18 protein-coding genes and 1 other RNA gene are annotated in these 21,106 nt (G+C 59.9%); 10 read left to right on the forward strand and 9 right to left on the reverse strand.

Going from position 1 to position 21,106, the window contains the following annotated elements; genetic code table 11:
* Window positions 1–66 precede the first annotated feature (66 nt).
* Window positions 67–420: RNase P RNA component class A (gene rnpB / locus ASE80_RS12705), an RNA gene on the reverse strand.
* Window positions 421–516: 96 nt separating this feature from the next.
* Window positions 517–1,422, reverse strand: a complete 906-nt coding sequence (gene rsmI / locus ASE80_RS11330) for a 16S rRNA (cytidine(1402)-2'-O)-methyltransferase (RefSeq protein WP_162238848.1) — start codon at window positions 1,420–1,422, stop codon at window positions 517–519.
* A gap of 165 nt (window positions 1,423–1,587) precedes the next feature.
* Between rsmI and ASE80_RS11335 the strand changes: the two genes are divergently transcribed.
* The 4 genes from ASE80_RS11335 (at window position 1,588) to ASE80_RS11350 (ending at window position 5,034) form a co-directional block, all read left to right on the forward strand.
* Window positions 1,588–3,399: a penicillin-binding protein activator gene (locus ASE80_RS11335; RefSeq protein ID WP_056858986.1), complete on the forward strand. Its 1,812-nt coding sequence runs from the start codon at window positions 1,588–1,590 to the stop codon at window positions 3,397–3,399.
* Window positions 3,399–3,770, forward strand: coding sequence for a YraN family protein (locus ASE80_RS11340; protein WP_056858987.1), 372 nt, complete (start codon window positions 3,399–3,401; stop codon window positions 3,768–3,770). Before ASE80_RS11335 ends, ASE80_RS11340 begins: the two co-directional genes overlap by 1 nt.
* Window positions 3,771–3,862: 92 nt before the next feature.
* Window positions 3,863–4,456 carry a phosphoheptose isomerase gene (locus tag ASE80_RS11345; protein WP_007904374.1) on the forward strand — a complete coding sequence of 198 codons (594 nt, stop codon included), beginning with the start codon at window positions 3,863–3,865 and terminating at the stop codon, window positions 4,454–4,456.
* A complete protein-coding gene (locus tag ASE80_RS11350; protein ID WP_017138196.1) occupies window positions 4,453–5,034 on the forward strand; it encodes a BON domain-containing protein in 582 nt (193 codons plus the stop codon). Before ASE80_RS11345 ends, ASE80_RS11350 begins: the two co-directional genes overlap by 4 nt.
* 67 nt (window positions 5,035–5,101) lie before the next feature.
* On the opposite strand, the gene ASE80_RS11355 is transcribed toward ASE80_RS11350, so the two are convergent.
* On the reverse strand, window positions 5,102–5,881 hold the full coding sequence (locus ASE80_RS11355) for an OmpA family protein (RefSeq protein ID WP_056858988.1): 780 nt from the start codon (window positions 5,879–5,881) through the stop codon (window positions 5,102–5,104).
* Between the two features lie 243 nt (window positions 5,882–6,124).
* A complete protein-coding gene (locus ASE80_RS11360) occupies window positions 6,125–6,769 on the reverse strand; it encodes an MBL fold metallo-hydrolase (RefSeq protein ID WP_056858989.1) in 645 nt (214 codons plus the stop codon).
* 136 nt (window positions 6,770–6,905) lie between these two features.
* Between ASE80_RS11360 and ASE80_RS11365 the strand changes: the two genes are divergently transcribed.
* The 6 genes from ASE80_RS11365 (at window position 6,906) to ASE80_RS11390 (ending at window position 11,972) form a co-directional block, all read left to right on the forward strand.
* The gene (locus ASE80_RS11365) at window positions 6,906–7,496 is read left to right on the forward strand and encodes a paraquat-inducible protein A (RefSeq protein ID WP_056858990.1); all 591 of its coding nucleotides are present in this window, start codon (window positions 6,906–6,908) and stop codon (window positions 7,494–7,496) included.
* The gene (locus tag ASE80_RS11370) at window positions 7,493–8,137 is read left to right on the forward strand and encodes a paraquat-inducible protein A (protein ID WP_056858991.1); all 645 of its coding nucleotides are present in this window, start codon (window positions 7,493–7,495) and stop codon (window positions 8,135–8,137) included. The genes ASE80_RS11365 and ASE80_RS11370 overlap by 4 nt, the downstream gene beginning before the upstream one ends.
* Window positions 8,118–9,767, forward strand: coding sequence for a PqiB family protein (locus ASE80_RS11375; protein WP_056858992.1), 1,650 nt, complete (start codon window positions 8,118–8,120; stop codon window positions 9,765–9,767). Before ASE80_RS11370 ends, ASE80_RS11375 begins: the two co-directional genes overlap by 20 nt.
* Before the next feature lie 14 nt (window positions 9,768–9,781).
* Window positions 9,782–10,342: a PqiC family protein gene (locus ASE80_RS11380; protein WP_056858993.1), complete on the forward strand. Its 561-nt coding sequence runs from the start codon at window positions 9,782–9,784 to the stop codon at window positions 10,340–10,342.
* A gap of 115 nt (window positions 10,343–10,457) precedes the next feature.
* Window positions 10,458–10,943 carry an SLATT domain-containing protein gene (locus tag ASE80_RS11385; RefSeq protein ID WP_111452778.1) on the forward strand — a complete coding sequence of 162 codons (486 nt, stop codon included), beginning with the start codon at window positions 10,458–10,460 and terminating at the stop codon, window positions 10,941–10,943.
* 156 nt (window positions 10,944–11,099) lie between these two features.
* Entirely contained in the window at window positions 11,100–11,972 is an 873-nt protein-coding gene (locus tag ASE80_RS11390) for an FRG domain-containing protein (RefSeq protein ID WP_082463598.1), read from the forward strand.
* Between the two features lie 27 nt (window positions 11,973–11,999).
* On the opposite strand, the gene ASE80_RS11395 is transcribed toward ASE80_RS11390, so the two are convergent.
* The 5 genes from ASE80_RS11395 to ASE80_RS11415 form a co-directional block, all read right to left on the reverse strand.
* A complete protein-coding gene (locus ASE80_RS11395) occupies window positions 12,000–14,735 on the reverse strand; it encodes a LuxR C-terminal-related transcriptional regulator (RefSeq protein WP_056858996.1) in 2,736 nt (911 codons plus the stop codon).
* A gap of 187 nt (window positions 14,736–14,922) precedes the next feature.
* Window positions 14,923–16,287: a DUF1329 domain-containing protein gene (locus ASE80_RS11400; protein WP_056858997.1), complete on the reverse strand. Its 1,365-nt coding sequence runs from the start codon at window positions 16,285–16,287 to the stop codon at window positions 14,923–14,925.
* Window positions 16,288–16,330: 43 nt separating this feature from the next.
* Window positions 16,331–18,190: a DUF1302 domain-containing protein gene (locus tag ASE80_RS11405; protein ID WP_056858998.1), complete on the reverse strand. Its 1,860-nt coding sequence runs from the start codon at window positions 18,188–18,190 to the stop codon at window positions 16,331–16,333.
* A gap of 334 nt (window positions 18,191–18,524) precedes the next feature.
* Window positions 18,525–20,207 (reverse strand): fatty acid--CoA ligase, encoded by a 1,683-nt coding sequence (locus ASE80_RS11410; protein WP_056858999.1) that lies wholly within the window; start codon window positions 20,205–20,207, stop codon window positions 18,525–18,527.
* Between the two features lie 263 nt (window positions 20,208–20,470).
* Window positions 20,471–21,103, reverse strand: coding sequence for a LysE family translocator (locus tag ASE80_RS11415; RefSeq protein WP_056859000.1), 633 nt, complete (start codon window positions 21,101–21,103; stop codon window positions 20,471–20,473).
* Window positions 21,104–21,106: the final 3 nt, after the last annotated feature.

Raw genomic sequence — 21,106 nt, forward strand, 5'->3', positions numbered from 1 at the left:
TTGGCAGGGAGGGATTCTTGCGTTACTACCGGTTTTCTGCCCGAGACTCGGACAGAAGGAAAAAAGGTGGAGAGTCGATCTGTAAGCCGGGTTCTGTCTTGAACAGTCATTCGTCTACGATGGCCATCACTGGACATCTTTAGCAACCTACCCGGTCCCAGCGCGGGCCACGCCTTGGGACCCTATTTGGTCTTGCTCCAAGTGGGGTTTACCTAGCCACGAACTGTTGCCAGACGTGCGGTGCGCTCTTACCGCACCTTTTCACCCTTACCGGCACCGAAGTGCTTAGGCGGTTATTTTCTGTGGCACTTTCCGTAGGCTCACGCCTCCCAGGCATTACCTGGCACTTCGCCCTATGGAGCCCGGACTTTCCTCCCCCCCCTAATTTTCATAGAGGGCAGCGACTGTCCAATCGACTCTCCGCCGCGCAGGTTAACGGCACGACGGCTTCAGGACAAGTATTAAAAGTGCAGCAATGCCATCACGTTCGGACGGAATACCGGTTTAACCCCGGAACTATTCGGCCTTCTGCTTATCGAGCGCGACTTGATACAGCACATTCTTACGCAAGCCGGTAATTTCAGCCGCCAGGGCTGCCGCACGCTTAAGGGGCATTTCTTTAAGCAATAAATCGAGAATACGCATGGGCTCGCTGCCCACCGCGCCTTCATTTTCCGGTGCGGTCCAGCCGGCTACCAGCACCACACACTCACCGCGCTGCTGGTTGCTGTCGCCCTCGACGAACGCCCTGAGTTCTTCCAGTGGCAAGCCCTTGAGGGTTTCAAAGGTCTTGGTCAGCTCCCGGGCCAACAACGCCAGGCGTTCGCCGCCGAACACCAGCTCCATGTCCTGCAAACACTCGAGAATGCGATGCGGCGCCTCGTAAAAGATCAACGTACGCGGTTCTTCCTTTAACGCTTGCAGGCGCGCACGGCGCCCAACCGCCTTGGCGGGCAGGAAACCTTCGAAGATAAAACGGTCCGACGGCAACCCGGCAGCCGATAATGCCGCAATCAGCGCGCACGCTCCCGGAACTGGCACTACATTGATACCAGCGGCACGCGCCTGGCGGACCAGGTGGTAGCCAGGGTCGGAAATCAACGGAGTGCCGGCATCCGAGATCAACGCCACATCGTCGCCCGCCAGCAAGCGCGTGATAAAACGGCTGCCTTCTTCGCGTTCATTGTGCTCATGGCACGCAGCTAATGGCGTGCTGATACCAAAATGCTGCATCAATCGCTGGGAGTGCCGCGTGTCTTCAGCCGCGACCAATTTTACTTCGCGCAACACTTTCAGCGCCCGAGCACTGATGTCGTCCAGGTTGCCAATGGGCGTCGCCACGACAAAAAGCGAGCCTGCAGTGGAATTCAAAGGACCTGGAGCAGTCAAAACGCACACCTCGATGGTAAGGAAAAGTCGCATTGTAGCGCGTAGGCGCCTCGATAATATGCCCTCGAGGTCGGCCATGGATGCCGGCTCGCAACATTTACACGACCTAAATCGATGGTTTCACGCCAGTAACATCGCGCCTGGGCCAGTGCTTGGGTACAATTCCACGCTAATTTGATCGGTATCAGGAACACTTACATGATCGCTTGCCTGCGGCTGCTCTCCGCCCTCTGCCTCGCTGCCTTACTGGCCGCGTGCGCCAGCTCGCCCTCGTCCAGCCTTGGCGACCTCCCCCGGACCCCGGATGCCAGTATCGAGCAACTGCTCGAACAGGCTACCAAAGCCAGTACGCCAGAAAAGGCCGCGATGTTGCGCCTGAGTGCGGCAGACCTGGCCTACCACCAGAACAACCCTGGCCGTTCGTCGCAGATTCTTGCGCAGGTGCCCCTGGATGTCCTGAAGCCGGCCGCCCAAGTGTTTGCCAGCACCCTGGCTGCGGAACTGGCCATGGCACGCAATCAGCCCAAAGCGGCGCTGGCAGCCCTGAACCACCCCAGTTTGCAAAGCCTCAAAGAGCTGCCGGCTGACCAGCAGGTGCGGACCGGCACCGTGCATGCCCGCGCCTATGAAGCCGATGGCCAGACCCTGGCCGCCGCGCGTGAGCGGGTCGCCATGGCGCCCTTGCTGACGGGTGATGCCGCCAAGGACAACCACGAAGCCATCTGGGCGCTGGTCGCCGCGCTGCCTGCCGAGCAACTGCAAGCCAGCGGCAACCCGACTCTCGACGGCTGGATCACCCTGGCCCAGGCCATCAAGGGCGCCGGCACCCTGGAGCAACAGCAAGCCGCCATTGATACCTGGCGCGCGCAGAACCCTGGCCACCCGGCGGCAGTCAACCTGCCGACCCCGCTGACCAAACTCAAGGAGCTGGCCAGCCAGCCGCTGACCAAGATCGCCCTGCTGCTGCCGCAGGAAGGCCCTTTGGCGGCGGTCGGCAAGGCGCTGCGCGAAGGCTTCATGGCGGCGCACTTCCAGGCTGAACAAGCCGGACAGAAGCCGCCGGTCATCGAGTTCTATGACAGCTCGCGCCTGACCTCCCTCGACGACTTCTATGCCAAGGCCCAGGCCGCCGGTGTGCAACTGGTAGTCGGCCCGCTGGAGAAGCCACTGGTCAAGCAACTCGCCTCCCGCGGGCAATTGCCGATCACCACCCTGGGCCTCAACTACAGCGAACTTAACGAAAACCCGCCGCAATTGTTCCAGTTCGGCCTGGCCGCTGAAGACGAAGCCCGCGAAGTCTCGCGTCGCGCCCGTGCCGACGGCCTGCACCGCGCCGCCGCCATGGTGCCGCGTGGCGAATGGGGTGAGCGTGTCTATAAAGCCTTCCGTCAGGACTGGGAAGCCAATGGCGGCACCGTGGTGGGTGTCGAGTACGTCGATCAGCCGGTGGCCCTCGCCCAGCAAATTGCCGACCTGTTCCAGCTGCGTAAAAGCGAAGGTCGTGCCAAGAGCCTGCAAAGCACCGTCGGCACCGACGTCGCCGCGCAACCTTCGCGCCGCCAGGACATCGAGTTCATCTTCCTGGCTGTGACCCCGCAACTGGCCCAGCAGATCAAACCGACCCTGAACTTCCAGTACGCCGGTGATGTGCCTGTGTATGCGACGTCCCACGTGTTCAGCGCCAGCGGCGACAAAAACCAGTACCTGGACATGACCAATGTGATGTTCTGCGAAACCCCATGGCTGCTCAACACCACCGACCCGCTGCGCAACCAGGTTGCCGCGCAATGGCCGCAAGCCAATGGCAGCCTTGGCCGCCTGTATGCAATGGGCGTGGACGCCTACCGCCTGGCACCGCGCCTGGGCCAACTCAAGGCGCTGCCGGACACCCGCATTGACGGCCTGTCGGGAAACCTGGGCATCGGCGCCTACCAGCGCGTTGACCGCCAGATGCCATGGGCAAAATTCGTCGGTGGCGAGATTCAACGCCTGCCGGACACCCCGCGCTGATGCCCGAGCGGTCCAGCGCACAAAGCGGCAAGGATGCCGAACTGCACGCTCTGAACTATCTGCAACAACAGGGTCTGCGCCTTCTGGCGCAGAACTGGTTATGCAAACGCGGTGAGCTTGATCTGGTCATGCTTGACGGCGATACAGTAGTATTCGTCGAAGTCCGCTACAGAAAACACGCACAATGGGGTGGCGCGCTCGCCAGTATCGACGGGCGCAAGCGTCAGAAGCTGATACTCGCCGCGCAGTTTTTCCTGCAAAAAGAGCATCGCTGGGCTGACAGCCCTTGCCGTTTCGATGTGGTTGCCATGGAAAGCACACCGGCAGGCCCAGCTGATTTGAACTGGCTCAAGAATGCCTTCGACAGCTGATTGCCCGGATATCTTCACCACACACTTTTGCTCTTTGCTTTGCGGGCTGCACATTACTGTGCCAAACAGCCGCGCTACTTAAGGTCACACAGATGGACATGCAATCCCGAATTCGCCAGCTTTTCCAGGCCAGCATCGACACCAAGCAACAGGCGATGGACGTACTTGCACCGCACATCGAGCAAGCCAGTCAGGTCATGGTCAATGCCTTGCTCAACGAGGGCAAAATGCTTTCGTGCGGCAACGGCGGTTCGGCCGGTGATGCCCAGCACTTCTCCTCCGAGCTGCTCAACCGCTTCGAGCGCGAGCGCCCGAGCCTGCCGGCCATTGCCCTGACCACAGACTCGTCGACGATCACCTCGATCGCCAACGACTACAGCTACAACGAAATCTTCTCGAAGCAGATCCGCGCCCTGGGCCAACCCGGCGATGTATTGCTGGCGATTTCCACCAGCGGCAACTCGGCGAACATTATTCAAGCGATCCAGGCCGCACATGACCGCGAAATGATTGTCGTAGCCTTGACCGGGCGCGACGGCGGCGGCATGGCCTCGCTGTTATTGCCTGAGGACGTGGAGATCCGTGTCCCGGCCAACGTCACTGCACGCATTCAAGAAGTCCACCTGCTGGCGATCCACTGCCTGTGCGATCTGATCGACAGCCAACTGTTCGGGAGTGAAGAATGACCGTTAACCGCCTCAGCCTTTTGGCCATTACGCTGTGCCTCGCCATCAGCGGGTGCAGCACGGCAATCACTGCGACACGTGACACACCCATTCAGGATGACCGGGGCACACGCACATTCGGCAGCACCATCGATGATTCGCTGATCGAAACCAAGGTCAAGGTCAACGTCGCCAAGGCCGCTACCGACCTGGGCAACGGCGCCTCGCGCATTGTGGTCACCAGCTTCAACGGCGTGGTACTGCTGGCCGGGCAGACGCCGCGTGCCGACCTCAAGGCCCAGGCCGAACAAGCCGCCTCGACGGTTCAGCGGGTCAAGAAGGTCCACAACGAGCTGCAGGTCATGGACCCGATCACCCTGCTGGCCATCAGCAACGATGCGTTGCTGACCACCAAGATCAAGGCGCAGATGCTCACCGACAGCGGTGTACCCGGCTCGCGCATCAAGATCGTCACCGATAATGGCATCGTCTACATGATGGGCCTGCTGACCCAGGCGGAAGCCACCCGTGCGGCCAACCTGGTACAGGGCGTGTCCGGCGTGCAGAAGATCGTGAAGGTGTTCGAATACATCGACTGATGTAATCGCCAGCCACAAAAAGGGCGCCGTGCATTGACTGCACGGCGCCCTTTTTAATGCCCAGGGTTTACTGGTATTGCTGGTACGGGTTGCCCTGGAACTGGTTGTTCTGCTGCGGTGCCTGTTGTTGTTGCTGCTGACCAGGCTGGCCGTATTGCTGGCCGGGGATCGGGCCGAGGTTAACTTCTACGCGACGGTTCTGGGCACGGCCATTGACGTCAGCGTTGCTGGCAATCGGGTTATCCGGGCCGGCACCGCGGGCGCTCAGGTTGGTCGGGCTGACGCCCTGGGAAGTCAGGTAGTTGGCCACGCTCTGGGCACGACGCTGGGACAGGTCCATGTTCAACTGGCGGCTGCCCGTGCTGTCGGTGTAGCCGACGATCTGGATGGTGTTCTGGTTGAACTGCTTCAGCGAACCCGCCAGGTTATTGAGCGGCGTGTAGAAGCTACTGGCGATGGCATCGGAGTTGGTCGCGAAGGTGATATTACCCGGCATGATCAACTTGATCTGGTCGCCCTGGCGCTGCACCTCAACACCGGTGTTGGCCATGCTTTCACGCAGTTTCTTTTCCTGCTGGTCGGCGTAGTAGCCATAACCGGCGGCGCCCAGGCCTGCAATGGCACCACCGATCAGTGCGCCCTTGCCACGGTTGTTATGGTCAATGGCAGCACCTGCCAGCGCACCGGCCAGGGCACCCAGGCCGCCGTACTTGGCGGTTTTGCTGATGCCCCCTTCGGAACCGTTGCTGGCCTGTCCCTGGCTGCCGTCATAAGGATTAGGTGAAGCGCAGCCGGACAACAGGGCTACGGCGGTAGCGACAACAAGCAGACGACGCGGAGTAAACATGAAGGGAGCTCCTACTTTTGCATTCTGTGGTGCAGAGGACATTGGCAATCGACCTGTGCGGAGTTTGGAACGCGACAAGCGGTAAAAATTCCGTGGCCGCGTCCCGCGCCAGAACAAACTACTGGCCGCTATCACCGCCAGGGAAACCGTAGCAGACGCAGGCTGAACGCGACCTGCGTTTTTTGCTACTGCGGTGCTTGAGAGAGAACAGCGCCGGTAAACGAAATCTTGCCAGGCGTACCCTCAAGCCCGCACAAATGGGTTTTCGCGCATCTCATCGCCCAAGCGGGTGTCCGGGCCATGCCCTGTCACCACGGTCGCGCCCTCATCCAGGGTGTACAACCGCTGCTTGATCGAGCGCACTATCGTCGCCTGGTCGCCACCCCACAGGTCGGTACGCCCTACGCCGCGCTTGAACAACGTATCGCCGGCGATCAGCAGCTTGGCATCGGCAAACCAGAAACTCATCGAACCCGGTGTGTGCCCCGGCGTATGCAGCGCCACCCCGCAGCCACAGGCCAGCTCCTCGTCGTCCTCCAGCCAGCGGTCTGGCGACGGCACCGGCGTGTAGGGCACACGAAACATTTGGCATTGCATTTCCAGGTTATCCCAAAGAAATTGGTCTTCTTTGTGCAAATGCAGCGTGGCGCCGGTCTTCTCTTTCAACTGGCCGGACGCCAGGAAGTGATCCAGGTGGGCGTGGGTGTGGATAATGCTCACCACCTTGAGGCCCAGCGCATCGAGGCGCGCCAGGATCAGCTCGTGATTGCCGCCCGGGTCGACCACAATGGCTTTTTTGCTGATCGGGTCGCCGATGATGGTGCAGTTGCACTGCAACGGGCCGACGGGGAAGGTTTCGCGGATCAGCACGGGTTTTTCGATATTCATGGGCGTTCCTGCAAGCTCTATGGCACATTCCAGGCGCAGTATGGTGGAGCTTGCTCCGGATTCGAAGAGTCTCAACTGCTAAGCTACTCAAGCGCCATGGAACCCGCACCGCAGCGTCGCATTTGGAGCAAGACGTATGGCCAATTCTCGGATCATCTGCGAACACTGCGATTGCGTGTACGAAAAGGTCACGCTCGCCAAACATCAAAAAGCCCTGTGCACCCGTTGCGCAGGCGTGTTGCAGCGTTACAACGGGTTGTCGGTGCAACAGCGCCTCGCGCTGACCGTCACCGCAGCGGTGCTGTGGACCTTTGCCAATTTCTATCCGGTGATGAGCATCAGCCTGCAGGGCCTTAAAAACAGCGCGACCCTGTGGGACTCGGTGGTCGCGCTGAGCCTGGGGCCGATCACCTTTATTGCGCTGGTGGCGGCGATCTCGATCATCATCGCGCCGGTGTTTCAGTTGCTCTTGCTGATGTGGGTGCTGAGTTTCGCCCTGGCCGGCAAGCGCTCGCCAGCGTTCAAAGTGTGCATGCGCTGGCTGGAAGCGCTGAGGCCGTGGAGCATGCTCGAAGTCTGCCTGCTGGGCGCCATGGTTGCGGTGTTCAAGCTGGCCGGCATGCTCGACGTGATCCCCGGCACCGGCCTGTTCGCCCTCGCCGCCCTCGCCTTGTTGCTGATTCGCATCGCCGGGCGTGACGTACGCGACTTGTGGGACGCCGTATGAACTCGCCACCGACCGCCCGCGAACTCAACCTGTGCCTGTGCCATACCTGCGGCCAACCATGCGACATGCGCGACGAACCCAGCGAGTGCGAGCGCTGCGGCGCGCCGCTGCATCGGCGCAAACTCCACTCACTGACCCGCACCTGGGCCTACATGCTCACGGCACTGGCGTTTTATATCCCGGCGAATTTATTGCCGGTGATGAACACCACCATGCTCGGTTCCGGCGCCGACAGCACCATCATGAGCGGCGTGCTGGAGTTCTGGCAGCATGGCGCCTGGGACATTGCCCTGATCATTTTCATTGCCAGCATTGCGGTGCCGGGCATCAAGTTTCTCTCGCTGACCCTGCTGCTGGTCACCGTGCAACGCAACAGCCAGTGGGCGCGCAAAGAGCGCTCGAAGCTGTTTCGGTTCGTCGAGCTGATCGGGTACTGGTCCATGCTCGATGTCATTGTGGTCGCGCTGGTGGCCGCGCTGGTGAAGTTCCAGGCGCTGGGCACCATCGAGCCACGCCTGGGCATTTTGTTTTTTGGTCTGGTGGTGGTGTTCACCATGCTCGCGGCCATGAGTTTCGACCCGCGCCTGATCTGGGAAAACCCACACAACGAGGAGATCTCGGATGAGTTCACACAACACTGACACGCCTGCCGGCTCACCGGCCATCAAGACGCGGCGCTTCAGCGTTTCGCTGGTGTGGATCGTGCCGATCGTGGCAGTGCTGGTGGGCATCTCGCTGGTGGTGCACAACGTGCTGCAACAGGGCCCGGTCATCGTCCTCAACTTCAAGACCGGCAACGGTCTGGTTGCCAATAAAACCGAGGTCAAATACCGCAACGTGGTGATCGGCCAAGTCTCGGATGTGGCCTTGAGCGATGACCAGAAAAGCGTCAACGCCACCATCAAACTGGCCAAGCAGGCGGAAAGCTTCACCCGTGAAGACTCCAAGTTCTGGGTGGTACGCCCGCGCATCGGTGCCGGTGGCGTGTCCGGCATCGATACCTTGCTGTCCGGTGACTATATCGGCGCCGATATCGGCCAATCCGATACGCGCGCCAAACAGTTCAAAGGCCTGGAAAACCCGCCGCCCATCACCTATGGCGAGCCGGGCAAGCGCTTCACGTTGCATACCCAGGGCCTGGGCTCGCTGGATATCGGCTCGCCGGTGTACTACCGCAAGATCCCGGTGGGCCAGGTAGTGGCCTACGAGCTGGATGACGATGGCAAGGGCGTGAAGATCGAGGTTTTCGTGCATGCGCCCAATGATGTGTACGTCACCGAAAACACGCGCTTCTGGAATGCCAGCGGCATTGACCTGAGTGTCGGCGCCAATGGTTTCGCGCTGAAAACCGAGTCCTTGTCATCGATGTTGGCCGGCGGCATCGCGTTCCAGGCACCGCCCTACAGCCCCAACGACAAACCGGCCAACGAAGATCACCCCTATGAACTGTTCGACGACCAGCAAAGCGCCCTCGCCCCGCCCAGCGGGCAAGGGCAATACATGGCGCTGCGTTTTGATCAGGCATTGCGTGGGCTCAAGGTCGGCGCGCCGGTGGAATTTCTTGGGGTCGAGTTCGGCAAAGTGGTGTCGATCAACCTGGACTTCGATGCCAAAAAACGCAGTTTCCCGATCAACGTCGGCATCGTGATTTACCCGCAGTTGCTCGGTGAAGCCAACACCAAGCTGCTCAAGGCCACCAACCATGACCCCAATGATGAAGCGGGCGGCGTGCGCCTGATTGGCACCTTTATCGAAAACGGCCTGCGCGCTCAGGCCCGCAGCGGCAACCTGCTGACCGGCCAGCTGTACATCGCCCTGGACTTTTTCCCGAAAGCCGACAAAGTCACGTTTGACCCGAACCTACGCCCGGTCAACATTCCGACCATCCCCGGCAATCTGGAACAGTTGCAGGAGAAACTCGAAGGCATCGTCAACAAGGTCAACCAACTGCCGATCGAACGCATCGCCGGCAACCTCGACGGCAGCCTGGTGGAGCTGCGCAAAAGCCTTGCCCAGTTCAACGCCAAGACCCTGCCTGGCGTGCAGAGCACCCTGGGTGACGTGAGCAAGACCTTGCAGTCGGCCAACTCAACCCTGGCCGAAGACTCGCCGCAGCGTGAACAACTGACCCAGACCCTGGATGAACTGGCCCGCATGTCGCGCTCCTTGCGCGAACTGTCGGACTACCTGGGCCGGCATCCGGAATCGCTGATCCGCGGTCGCCCTGACAACGCCGCGCCAACAGACCTGCAAGGGCCACCGCGCAAATGACCATTGGAGCCGCCATGACCTTTCCCTTGAAACTCACCCTGGTCGCCGCGCTGGTGTTGCTCGCGGCCTGTCGCAGTGAGCCGATTGCCTTCCACACCCTGACCCCGGTGCACTGGAATAACAGCACTCAGGCACAGGCCAGCGATATCCGTATTGAAAGCATCAGCGTGCCGCCCCAGGTGGACCGCGCGCAAATCGTGATTCGCCAGGGTGACAGTGGGCTGGCGATCCTTGAAACCCAATGGTGGGCCGCAACCCTGGCCGATGAGCTGAAAAGCGCGCTGGTGGACCAACTGGCCAACAGTCGCTCCCGGCAGGCCCTGTCGTTGCGCGTTGAAGTGCAGCGATTTGACTCGGTGCCGGGCCAATACGCACTGCTCGACGTGCGCTGGCGCCTGCGGTCCACCAGCGGCGCAGATGCCGCACCGCTGACCTGCCGCACCACCTTGCAGACACCCGCAGGCCCGAGCATTGATGACTTGGTGGCGGCGCATCAGAACAACCTCAAGCGCTTTGCCGCCCTGGTCAGCAAAACCGCTGACACGTCGATCAAAGCGTGCCCGGGCATGCGGTGATGTCACCCGGCGTGAACTGGACAACAATGATGGCAATTAAGTATCATCGAGAGTCAATCGGGCGATAGTATTCGACCGCTCGCACACTTTCACCGAGCCATCAATTCGAGCCGTTATGGAAAACCCAGGATGCTGTACCGAATCAAAAATAGAACGGAAGCTCAAGGAGTGGGAAACTCGACTTAATGCGGCTCAAACAGGCCATTTCATAATGGCTGAACGGTACCTGTGGTGGAACTTTTTCATCGCCATGCCCTTGGTCACTTGCTCAGTCATCGTCGCCTCATTCATCTTTTACCAAGCGCCACCGGAAGACATGTGGTCTATTTCATTAAAAGTCGCGGCTATCGCCGTTACGATTCTATCCTCGTTGCAAATATTGATACGCCCTTCCGAAAAAGCCGAGCAGCATAGAACCAAGGCTTCTCGTTACGGTTGCCTGAAAAGAAAAATCGAAATGTTGTCGTTGAAAAGCAATCTCACCACAGAGTGGGAAGGTACAACCAAGGAACTCATGCACGAATGGAACAGCATTGCGGAAGATTCTCCCCTGACGCCAAACTACGCCAGAAAGAAGATCAAGAAGCTGAGTGAGCAGTAGCACTGCACAGCCCTTCTAAACATTGACAGCAACTTCACCGCGTAGGCAGCTGCACAACACGCGCAGGGCTCGCAAGGCAGAGTGTCCCGGTGCTCGGCTCTTCTACACAGTTGAGCATCGAACAATCAACCACGCGCTTAAACAATCAGGCACCCCATGAAAAACCACAGCCCTGTTTCTGCCACGCTTAGCGCACACGATGTAGAGTCGTACTTAAGCGGCATATTTAACCTGACAAAAAAAATGCCGCATGTAAGGTGCTATCGAGGTGAAGCAAATGCTGCGTGGGATCTCAAACCTTCTATAACCAGAGGACTCAAGCCGGAGGCAGAAAGTCAGATTTTGAGTGAGCTGTTACTTGAAGTACCGGGAGAGTTTACTGCAGAAAAATCAATGTTTGACAAACTCGTAAAGGCGCAGCATTACGGGCTCCCTACCCGACTTTTAGATGTTTCTCTAAATCCATTAGTCGCGCTGTACTTTGCCTGCGCAGACCCCCTGCACGCCGAAGAAGATGGGGCTGTGCGCATTCTCGACTTCTCCAGCCGACGCGTTAAATTTGCAGACAGTGATACCGTCAGTCTTATTTGTAACCTGGCCAGACTCAGTGATAACGAAAGGGCACATCTTTACAGGCAGCGAACCCCCTCAAGACGCTGGAATAAAAAAGACGCTACTGCGTTTAGAAAGCTCAAACCTATGAATCGGTTATTGCAATTTATCAGAATAGAGAAGCCCTACTTCTTAGATAAGGCAAAACCCGGCGACTTGTTCAAATACTTTTTTGTACACCCTGCCAAGGCCAATCGCAGGGTGATCGCTCAATCAGGGGCTTTTGTAGCGGCTGGACTGCTGGAATATCGTACTCCAGAAAAATCCAAAGAGCTAAAAATGACAAAAATCGACATCGCTGCAGCTCATAAACTATCCATCCTCAAACAACTGGACATCCTGAATATAAATTCTCGATCACTGTTTCCGGAAATAGAGTTCGCCTCGAAATACATCAAAGAAAAGTGGCGCATCTGACCATTTCACAACGCAACTAAATTAGTTTTACACCTGCCTGAACAACCCCATTTCCTGCGCCCGAGCCACGGCTTGGGTACGGCGCTCCACTCCCAGTTTGCTGTTGATATGGCTGGCGTGGGTTTTCACGGTGTGCAGGGAGATAAACAACTGATTGCTGATTTCCTGGTTCGAGCAGCCTTGGGCGATGAGTTGCAGCACCGCCAGCTCACGTGCGCTCAAGGTTTCATGATTAGGCAAGGCCTCAACCATCGCAGCCACCGGCAACAGCGCCAACAGGCTCTGGTTCAGCAAGCCATGAGCCTCCCGGCCAAGCTGTTCACGCATCCAATCCGGATAACTCTCCAGCAGCCGCTGAAAGGGTTGCAGGGCCCCACCAGCGCCCGCCTCAAGGGCGCGGGCCAGTGCCAGTCGGGCCTGGTCTTGCTGCCCGCACTCCAGCAACAACTGCACTTGCTGGGTCAGGGCCATCAAGGCAATCATTTGTCGCCCACTGTTATGCGCCTGCTGCGCCAGTTCTTCGAGGCGTTGCAACGCGGCGGCCGGTTGATGACGGGTGGCGTCCAACGCAGCCTGTTGCAGCCCGATATGTTGCGGCAAGTGCGGGTGAAATTCCGGCGCGGCGGCTGCGTGTTCGCCGTTGTAGGTTTGCCCCAGCCGGGTCAACCAGGCCTCTGCCAGGTCAGTGCGGCCTTGAGCCAGCCACAGCTCGCATTTGATCAGGGTGATCATCGCCAGGTAGTAGATCGGCGGCACATCCCAGATGTGCATCAAGCGCTCAGCTTCGGCAAGCTCGGCAAACGCCGTGGGAAAATCCCCACGGCGCCCTTCAAAGTTGGCAATCACACAATGCCCGATCAGCACGCTGATATCCCGGCAGGCACGGGCTTCGTTCAGACCCGCGCGTAAACGGACAAGGCCGGCCTCGGGCTGATAGCGCACCAGCAGCAGATAGCCCTCGTACAGCGACAACCGCGCGCGCACCGCGTACAGCCGCTGCGGCGCCAGGCCGTGCAGGCGTTGCAGGCCTTGGCGCACTTCATCCAGGGAACGCAGGATTTCGCCGCGCGCCTGCAACACCCGCGCCCGATCGTAATGGGCCAGCGCCTCGAACAGCGGGTTGCCGACGCGCTGCGCCAGCTCCAGGGATTCGCGATTCAGGCCACGGGCACGCCACAAATCGGCATCGACGATGGCCAGGTTGGACAAGGTCGACAGGCACATCAGGCGCTGGCCATAGCGTTTTTGCGGCAAGCTTTCCAGCGCCTCGCTGCAATAACGCAGGGTCAACTCACGATCGCCTCGGCCGCGAGCGATAATCCCGCTCAGCGCCAACCATTGGGCCAGCATCGACTTTTGCGCAGTGGCCGACGGCGCCGGCAGGAAGCGGCTGAGATAGCTGGACAGTTCTTCGGCCGCATCCAGTTGGCAGGCCAGCCCCAATGCCCAGCTGTAGAGCACGATCAAACGCGGCGTGCTGATCAGCAGGCTGTCGGGCAAGTCCATCTTCCAGCGCAGCAGCATGCCGACATTCTGCTCGGCCAGCAGTTGCTCCTCCGATAGGTTCTGCACCAGGTTCGCCGCCACATCCAGGTGGCCGGCGCGCAACGCCTGTTCCACCGCTTCATCGATCAGGCCCTGGGTATTGAACCAGCGACAGGCACGCAGGTGCAGGCTGGCAATCGGCACGTTGGCACTGCTGGCACGGCGGGTACGCAGCAGGTCGGAAAACAGATGGTGGTAGCGATACCAGTGGCCCTGCTCATCCAGCGGCACCAGAAACACTTGGTGGGCCTGCAAATAACCGAGGATATGCGCGCTGTCGTGGGCTTCGCGTACGGCGTCACACAGCTCGCTGCAAAAACGATCCTGTGGGGCGGTGTCATACAAAAAGGCTTGAACGTCTGCCGGCAGGCAATCGATGACTTCTTCGAGCAGGTAGTCGCGGATCAGCCCTTCGCCACCGTGCAAATGTTGCGGCAACGCGGCGTCATTGCCGGCTTCGGAAAGGGCCAGCAACCAGAAGCGCAGGCCAGCCACCCAACCCTCGCTGCGGCGGATCAGGTTGTCCAGGGCTTCGCCGCGCAACGAACTGCTGTGTTTGTCGAGTACCGCCAGCGATTCGTCATGGGTCAGGCGCAGGTCTTGTTCATGCAGCTCCAGCAGGTGGCGCGAGAGCCGCAGGCGCGCCAGGTGCCAGTCCGGGCGCTGGCGGCTGGTGACCATCACCAGCAGACCATCGGGTAGATGATTGAGGAAAAATTGCAGGCAGCGATCCAGCACCGGGCCCTGGGCCAGATGGTAGTCATCCAGCACCAGCAGCAATGGCGATTGGGTGGACAGGTGCAGCGTCAGCTCGTCGAGCAAGCCGTCGAGCCATTCTTCAAAGGCAAAGGGTTGGTGACGCTGACGCATCTTCAGCAGGCCCAGGGATTGGCCACCCAGTTGCGGGAAGTATTGCTGCAAGCCGTCGAGCAGGCGCTCAAGGAAGCGGCCGGGGTCGTTATCCCGTGGGCTCAGGCCCAGCCACAGGCTTTGCCAATGCGCCGGCAGACTCTGGCAGAACTCCACCGCCAGCGAACTCTTGCCGAACCCGGCCGGGGCGCTCACCAGCAACAGTCGTCCCGCAAGGCCGGCACTCAGGCGTTCGCACAGGCGCGGGCGCAGCACATAGCCGTCAGGCAGCGGTGGCCTGTAGAAGCGCGATTCCAGAGTCGGAATCACCGCGCTCGCAGGCCCTTGGATTCGGGACAGATCAGTCATCGCCGGGCTCTTGTAGAAGGCTGTTGTCGGCACTGCAGATGTCCGCAGACTAGCGGTAAAAGCGGCGGGTTTGTAGATCTTTGCGGCATTTGCCTGAAAAAGAACTGCGACAAAAAATATCCCCACATAAAAAAGCCCCGAACCAGTCGGGGCTTCACGCTGAGGATGCGGCCTCAGTTAAAACAGCTTAGCGAACCCCATCCTGGCGCAGGGCCGCCGGGGAGAAGTCTGCGGTGGAGGCGGTGAAGCCGAAGTCATAGGCCTGCTTCTCTTCGTTCTTCATGCCCAGCGCCAGGTAGCGGCCGGACTGCAGGTCGTAGAGGGTTTCGATGGCGTACCACGGCACTTGCTTGTCGTAGTAGTTCTCGGCATGGGCTTCGGCGACGCGCCACAGTTGGCCGCGACCGTCGTAGTGGTCGATAACCGCTGCTTGCCAGGTGTCTTCGTCGATGAAGAAATCACGCTTGGCATAGATGTGGCGCTGGCCTTCCTTCAGGGTCGCGACCACGTGCCAGACGCGGCGCAGCTCATAGCGCGCCAGGTCCTGGTTGATGTGGCCGGCCTTGATGATGTCGGCGTACTTGAGCTTCGGATCGTCTATCTTGTAGCTGTTGGACGCGATGTAGATTTCTTTCTTGCCTTCAAGCTTCCAGTCGTAGCGGTCCGGGGCACCGTTGTACATGTCGAGGTTGTCGGAGGTACGCAGGCCATCGGCGGCGGTACCCGGCCCGTCATAGGACACTTGCGGCGCCCGGCGCACACGGCGCTGGCCGGCGTTGTAGACCCACGCCGAACGCGGCTCTTTCACCTGGTCCAGAGTTTCGTGCACCAGCAGTACACCACCGGCCAGACGCGCCGGCGCGGTGACTTGCTGCTTGAAGTAGAACAGCACGTTGCCCGGGTTTTTCGGGTCGTAGTCCTTCATCTTGTCGCGGAACACGAACTGATCGCGGAAGTACACCAGGCTGAACGAGCCGTTGGTTTGCGGCGTGGCCTGGGTCACCAGACGGGTCACGCTACCGCCGCGATAGCGGGTGATGTGGTTCCAGATAACTTCCACGCCGCTTTTCGGAATCGGGAACGGAACCGCGGTTTCGAAGTTTTCCAGGCCGTTACCGCCGGACACCAGGTTGGTGTTGGTGGCGTTCTTCTTGATCGAGGCAAACACATCAGCCGGCACGGTAGCGCCACGATGGGTCGGGTACACGGGCATCTTGAAGGTGTCCGGGTAGCGCTTGAACATCGCGTACTGCCCCGGCGCCAGCTTGTCCTTGTACTGCTCGACGTTCTGCGCGGTGATAGTGAACTGCGGCTGTTCGCTGGCATACGGGTTGGCCAGGAAGCCACGGGCATCCACGGCGCCGGCATTGGTTGGCAGCGGCGACCATTTAGGAATGGTGCCGGCCGCGTTACCGGCCATTTCGGCGCCCATCGGCGTCAGGGTCGTGCCCAACTTGGCGGCTTCATCCGCCGTCACTGCCGCCATGACGTTGCTCGCCAGGATCGACAGCCCAAGCACACCCACATGCAACAAACTTCTAGTTATTTTCATGTTCTGGTTCTTCCTGAAAACAGACTGCTTAAAGAGGTTGTGCTTAGAAGTTCACGCCGGCGCTCAGCGCGATGAAGTCACGGTCATCCACGGTGGTGAACTTGCCACCGAAGAAGTTGGTGTAGTTGAGGCCGACGGTGTAGGTGTTCTGGTACTCGGCATCCACACCCAGGCTGACGGCCTTGCGACCTTCTTCAAAGTTGCCGCCAGGACCAGGCGAATAACCTTTGACGTCGTGGGACCAGGCCACGTTGGGCTTGAGGTTCACACCGGCAAACACATCCGGGTATTCCCAGATGGCCCGGGCGCGATAACCCCAGGACGTGGCGGTGGTGTAGCCGTCGTTGTTGCAGTTGGTGTTCAGGCCGGACGCATTCGGCAGGCCTGCGCCGTTGGCTGTCGAATTGTTAAGCGCATTGCAGAAACCGCCGGGCAGCGTGCCGGGGCCGAAGACCGGATCACGGCCATAACGTGCCTGGTTTTTGCTCTCCAGGCCGCCGACGTGGGTCACGCCGATTTCGCCCACAGTCGTCAGGCGAGTAGCGCCCATGACCTGGTCGAAGAAGTGCGTGAAGGTGGTCTGGAACTGGGTCACTTCCTTACGGTTGTAGCCGTGCAGGTCCTGGCCCGGTGTGCCCTTGAGCACCGACGCATTGCCAAAGCCCGGAATCGGCGTGACGCCCGCGTACAGGATATCGGTGGTGCTCAGTTGTACCGGCGCATTTGGCCGGTAGCTCAGTTCACCACTCCACGCGGTGCCGGTAGGCAACGTGGTGGAGAAGCTCAAGCCGTAGAGGCGGATATCTTCCGGGTACTCGACAAAGTACTGGGAGCTGCCTGCCACGATCAATGGGCGCAAAGCCCCCAGCGGCCCCAGCGGACGGGTGTAGGCCGAGTTTGGCGCACCGGTGGCGCTGAAGATCGGCGCACGGCTGTGGTAGTTCATGAAGTACGCACCGAACTCCGTGTCCAGCGGCTCGAAGTTGTAGTGCATGGCCACGCCGAACTGGCCGCTGTCGCGTGCATCACGGTCACCGCCGCGACGTACCAGCACCCCTTCGTTGTTCACATCCACGCCCAGGGCATTAAGGGTCGGCAAGGCCGCGCCAGGGATGGTGGAGCGCTTGTTCAGCACCCGCAGGTTATTGCTGCAACCATCCGAGATGACGTCCGGCTGGGAGAAGAATGTGCCGCAGTTATCGGTGACGGTCTGGTCCCATTCCAGCTGGTAGAACGCTTCGGCCGAGAGGTTATCGGTGAGGGTTTGCGACACGTAGAACATGTTGACCGGAATCAAGCCTTCCTTGATTTCGGCGCCCGGACGACGGAACGCGGACACATCGATAGGGTTGATGGAGTTGATACCGCCACCGATGAAGGTGCTTTCACCCCAGCTCACCACCTGTTTACCGAACCGCACGTTACCCGGCTGATCGGCGATGGTGTAGTTGTGGTAGATGAAGGCATCGAGGATCTGCCCGCCAGAAGACTTGGCGCCTTCTTTGCGGTTGTTGTTGCTGACGTTCTTGAAGTCCAGGTCTTCGTTTTGCAGCGCGAAGTCGTACCAGTACTTGCCACGCACAAAGATGCCGGTGTCGCCGTATTTCAGCTCAAGGTCATGGATACCCTTGAAGATCTTCGAGAAGGAATCACCCTTGTCAAAGTTCAAGTGGCCGTCATCGGAGGTCTGCGATAACCCCCTGCCACCGTTGTTGGCACCGATCAGGTCTTTATTGCGACCGGCAGTCGACCAGCTCGCCCCCACCGACAGGGATGAGTCGAAGCTGCCTTCGATTTCACCGATGTTGAAACTGACGCCGAATGCGGGCCCGGCGAGCGTAGAAGCGAGACTGACGGCCAGGGGCAGTCTTGCCCGGCGCCAGAACTGGTTTACTGAGGTCATCGACGCTACTCCATGTGCATTATTGTTATGGCAGTGAGCTCTTTCGTCTGGATGCATGTAACGGCCGGAATACAACGACTCCAATGCCGAACGGCAACCGGGCCCCCATGGCCCGCAGCGCAACATCCGTGAAAAACTCTGAGTGGGACTATAGCCAGCAGGGGGTACCGCTTGATCCCTCTAAAGTGTGATTTGCATCACCAACCCGTCTGCCACAGTCCTTTTCGCCACGCCGACGAAGGCCGGCGAGGCAAGGATGGCTGAAAATCCCAAAATCACAAGTGAAGCCGCGAGTTAGAGCATTGCCGCGCCCGGACGGGCGCGGCGAAGGGGGTCAGAGCGTGGACAGGAACGTGCTGTTGTTGGCCTGCCATTCAATGATGTCAACGCGGATACGTTTTTTGTCGAGTTTGCCGACACTGGTCTTGGGAATTTCAGTAACAACGGCGATCTGGCTTGGAATCGCCCACTTGCTCAAGTGTCCCAACTCCACGAACGGCTTGAGGTGTTCCTTGAGCTCGCGGGCACCTATCACATGGCCATCACGCACTACCAGCAACGCAAACGGGCGCTCGCCCCACTGTGGGTCGGCGATGCCCACCACCGCTACTTCGCGTACCGCCGGGTGACGGCTGACCAAATCTTCGAGGGCCAATGACGAGATCCACTCGCCGCCGGTCTTGATCACGTCCTTGATGCGATCGCGAATATCGATCACCCCAAACGCGTCCAGCGTGGCCACGTCACCGGTGTGCATCCAGCCGCCTTCCCACAGCTCGGCGCCCTTTTGCGGCTCGTTGAAATACCCTTCGCTGAGCCACGGCGCACGCAGCACCAGCTCGCCCTGGGATTCGCCGTCGGCGGGCAAAAAGTTGCCGTCGCCGTCGATAATTGCCGCTTCCACCAACGGCCCGGGCACGCCGGCCTTGATGCGGTAGGTGGTGCGCTCGTCCTCGGTGCCCGCCATCAACTCTTCGTTGAGGTGAGCGCAGGACACCAGCGGCCCGGTCTCGGACATGCCATACGCGGCAGTCAACTGAATGCCCCGCGCCTTGGACGCTTCATACAACGTGCGGTTAAGCGCGCTGCCGCCGATGACGATTTTCCAGCCGCCAAAATCCACGCCCTGGGCGGCCTTGGCGTTGAGCACCATTTGCAGGATGGTCGGCACGCAGTGAGAGAAGGTGACCTTTTCTTTGCGCCACAACTCCACCAGGTATTCCGGGTCGTAGCGGCCAGGGTAAACCTGCTTCAGGCCAAGCATGGTTGCCACATACGGCAGGCCCCAGGCGTGCACGTGGAACATCGGCGTGATCGGCATGTACACGTCGTTGGTGCCCAGCAGGCGCACGCTGTCGACACTGCCCATTATGGTCGCCACGCCGATGGTGTGCAGCACCAGTTGGCGGTGGGTGAAGTACACGCCTTTTGGGTTGCCGGTGGTGCCGGTGGTGTAGAAGGTGGTGGCGACGGAATTTTCGTCGAAGTCCTGGAACTCGTACTTGGGGCTGGCGGCCGCCAGCAGGGTTTCGTACTCGCCGACCAGGTTCGGCAACTCGGCAGTCTTGGCCTCAGCGTCGGTGAGCAGCAGGGTTTTGTCGATCGTGGTCAGATGCCCGGCAATCGCCTGGTAGAGCCCCACGAACTCGCTGTTGACCAGCACAAAGCGGTCTTGGGCGTGGTTCATGGTGTAGAGAATCTGTTCCGGCGACAGACGCACGTTGATGGTGTGGATCACCGCGCCGATCATCGGGATGGCGAACATGCACTCCAGGTAACGGTGGCTGTCCCAGTCCATCACGGCAACCGTGTCACCGGCCTTGACCCCGGCTTCAGTCAGCACATTGGCCAGGCGCGCGACCCGCTCGATCAGGGTTGGGTAGGTGTAGCGCAGCTTGTCGCGGTAGATGATTTCCCGGGTCTTCTCGTAACGCGCCCCGGACATCAGCAGGCGTTTGATCAACAGCGGGTATTGGTAAGCGCCTTCGGCGGGCGGGATAACACGGGTCTGCAACATACGAATCCCTTATCTGACTGCACGGTCTTGGCTAAGACCTGCACTGTAGAGCGCTAATGTTTCAGCCAAATCAGCCAAAGGAATGATTTGCAGCGGCCAATGAATGCTAGCTTTGCGCCAGCATCCAGGATTTACATAGATCGAAATGTGGGAGCGGGCTTGCTCGCGAAAGCGGTGGGTCAGTCAACTTTTCTGCCACTGATACACCGCCTTCGCGAGCAAGCCCGCTCCCACATTTTGTCCGTGCCCACTCAGGTACAGCTTTATTTCATGCTGGTAAACGCCAACTTCACACCAATGGCAATCAGCACCGCGCCCATGGTCCGATCAAACCAATGCCCCATCCGCGCAAACCCGGCGCGTACGCGCTGCTGGCTAAACAGCATGGCCACCAGGCAGAACCACAACGCCGTCGCCACCGCCAGGTACACACCGTAACCGGCCTGGATCGCCAGCGGCGTGTGCGGGTTGATCACCACCGTAAACAGCGACAGGAAAAACAGTGTGGCCTTGGGGTTCAAGCCATTGGTCACAAACCCTGCGGTAAACGCCCCGCGTGGGGTGCGCTCGCCCACTTCACGGTGCAATTCGCCCTCGGCGGGCGGCTTGGCCGGCTGCGCGCGCAGGGCCTTGAAGCCGATGTACAGCAGGTACGCAGCAGCGGCCCATTTGAGCGCGTTGAACAGCACAATGGACTGCGACACGATCAAACCGATGCCCAGCAGCGAGTAACCCACGTGCAGGAAAATCGCCGAGCCCACGCCCAGCGCGGTCCAGGTGCCGGCGCGACGGCCATGGGTAACACTTTCACGCACCACCACGGCGAAATCCGGCCCGGGGCTGGCCACCGCCAACAAGTGAATCAGGGCTACGGTCAAAAACTCGGCGACGTACATGCT

Origin of the sequence: Pseudomonas sp. Leaf15, from assembly GCF_001421425.1 — a bacterium.
Classification (GTDB): domain Bacteria; phylum Pseudomonadota; class Gammaproteobacteria; order Pseudomonadales; family Pseudomonadaceae; genus Aquipseudomonas; species Aquipseudomonas salomonii.

Bases quoted from the DNA above. Each gene is read 5' to 3' on its own strand.
- ASE80_RS11365 (WP_056858990.1), top strand. From the start codon at position 6,906: ATGGCCAATTCTCGGATCATCTGCGAACACTGCGATTGCGTGTACGAA.
- ASE80_RS11340 (WP_056858987.1), top strand. From the start codon at position 3,399: ATGCCCGAGCGGTCCAGCGCACAAAGCGGCAAGGATGCCGAACTGCAC.
- ASE80_RS11375 (WP_056858992.1), top strand. From the start codon at position 8,118: ATGAGTTCACACAACACTGACACGCCTGCCGGCTCACCGGCCATCAAG.
- ASE80_RS11385 (WP_111452778.1), top strand. From the start codon at position 10,458: ATGGAAAACCCAGGATGCTGTACCGAATCAAAAATAGAACGGAAGCTC.
- ASE80_RS11395 (WP_056858996.1), bottom strand. From the start codon at position 14,735: ATGACTGATCTGTCCCGAATCCAAGGGCCTGCGAGCGCGGTGATTCCG.
- ASE80_RS11370 (WP_056858991.1), top strand. From the start codon at position 7,493: ATGAACTCGCCACCGACCGCCCGCGAACTCAACCTGTGCCTGTGCCAT.
- ASE80_RS11400 (WP_056858997.1), bottom strand. From the start codon at position 16,287: ATGAAAATAACTAGAAGTTTGTTGCATGTGGGTGTGCTTGGGCTGTCG.
- ASE80_RS11350 (WP_017138196.1), top strand. From the start codon at position 4,453: ATGACCGTTAACCGCCTCAGCCTTTTGGCCATTACGCTGTGCCTCGCC.
- ASE80_RS11390 (WP_082463598.1), top strand. From the start codon at position 11,100: ATGAAAAACCACAGCCCTGTTTCTGCCACGCTTAGCGCACACGATGTA.
- rsmI (WP_162238848.1), bottom strand. From the start codon at position 1,422: ATGCGACTTTTCCTTACCATCGAGGTGTGCGTTTTGACTGCTCCAGGT.
- ASE80_RS11415 (WP_056859000.1), bottom strand. From the start codon at position 21,103: ATGTACGTCGCCGAGTTTTTGACCGTAGCCCTGATTCACTTGTTGGCG.
- ASE80_RS11345 (WP_007904374.1), top strand. From the start codon at position 3,863: ATGGACATGCAATCCCGAATTCGCCAGCTTTTCCAGGCCAGCATCGAC.
- ASE80_RS11405 (WP_056858998.1), bottom strand. From the start codon at position 18,190: ATGACCTCAGTAAACCAGTTCTGGCGCCGGGCAAGACTGCCCCTGGCC.
- ASE80_RS11410 (WP_056858999.1), bottom strand. From the start codon at position 20,207: ATGTTGCAGACCCGTGTTATCCCGCCCGCCGAAGGCGCTTACCAATAC.
- ASE80_RS11360 (WP_056858989.1), bottom strand. From the start codon at position 6,769: ATGAATATCGAAAAACCCGTGCTGATCCGCGAAACCTTCCCCGTCGGC.
- ASE80_RS11355 (WP_056858988.1), bottom strand. From the start codon at position 5,881: ATGTTTACTCCGCGTCGTCTGCTTGTTGTCGCTACCGCCGTAGCCCTG.
- ASE80_RS11380 (WP_056858993.1), top strand. From the start codon at position 9,782: ATGACCTTTCCCTTGAAACTCACCCTGGTCGCCGCGCTGGTGTTGCTC.
- ASE80_RS11335 (WP_056858986.1), top strand. From the start codon at position 1,588: ATGATCGCTTGCCTGCGGCTGCTCTCCGCCCTCTGCCTCGCTGCCTTA.